Annotated in this window: 2 protein-coding genes; both read right to left on the minus strand. The window is 75.0% G+C overall.

Annotation, left to right across the window (positions count from 1 at the left end):
• Positions 1 to 728 (minus strand): M56 family metallopeptidase (locus J7528_RS23570; RefSeq protein ID WP_291879714.1); only part of this gene is annotated, 728 nt, incomplete at its 3' end.
• On the minus strand, positions 725 to 869 hold a 145-nt coding region (locus J7528_RS23575), incomplete at its 5' end, for a BlaI/MecI/CopY family transcriptional regulator (protein WP_291879717.1). The genes J7528_RS23570 and J7528_RS23575, both read right to left, overlap by 4 nt.

Below are 869 nucleotides of genomic sequence, written 5' to 3' on the forward strand. Positions count from 1 at the left end.
GCGTGGGAAACCAGCAGGGTGTCGAGCAGGGCCTGCGCGTAAACGCGCCGGTCCTGCGGGTGGCGGGCCACGACGGCCTCGTCGCAGGCGATCTCCTGGTCGACCTGCATGCGCCGCACGGCCACGTGGACCAGCGGATTGAACCAGCACAGGCATCGCAGCATCGCGGCCAGGGCGTTGATCGCCGCGTCGCCCCGCGCCAGGTGCACCTGCTCGTGGGTCAGCACCACCGCGCGGGCCGCGCCCTGGAAGCGCTGCTCGAAGTCGGCCGGCGCGACGATGCGGGGCCGCAGGGCGCCGATCACGGCCGGGCCGAAGTCGCGGCGTTCGGCCAGCAGCAGGCCGGGCTCGACCTGGGACGGGCGAAGGCGGCCCAGCGAGGCGGTGAAGCGCCGCTGGCGGATCAGCAGCAGAGCCAGGGTCAGGCCCGCGCCCGCCGCCCAGGCGACCACCAGCGCCGTCGGCAGGACCGGGCCCTTGTGGACCAGCGGCGCGGCGCTCCGCGAGACCGCCCGGGCGAGGACCGTTACCGGGGCCAGGGCCTGGGGCGGCGCATGGGCGGGCAGCAGGCCGACCGCCGCGCACAGCGGCGCGACCAGCCACAGGGCGTAGGCCGCCAGCGCGCCGAACCTCGCCCGCACGGGGCGGCGCAGCAGCAGCACCAGCAGGATCGCCGCCGCCAGGGCGAGATTGGCGCGGACCAGGGCGGTCAGGACCAGGGCGCTCATGTGTCGAGCTTCCCGATCAGGGCCTTCAGTTCGGCGATGTCGTCGGCGCTGAGCTTGTCGCCCTCCGAGAGGTGGCTGACCAGCGGCGCCAGGCGGCCGTCGAACAGGCGGTCCAGCAAACCCCGGCTCTCGGTCTCGACA

This window comes from Caulobacter sp. (assembly GCF_017744445.1).
Taxonomy (GTDB): domain Bacteria; phylum Pseudomonadota; class Alphaproteobacteria; order Caulobacterales; family Caulobacteraceae; genus Caulobacter.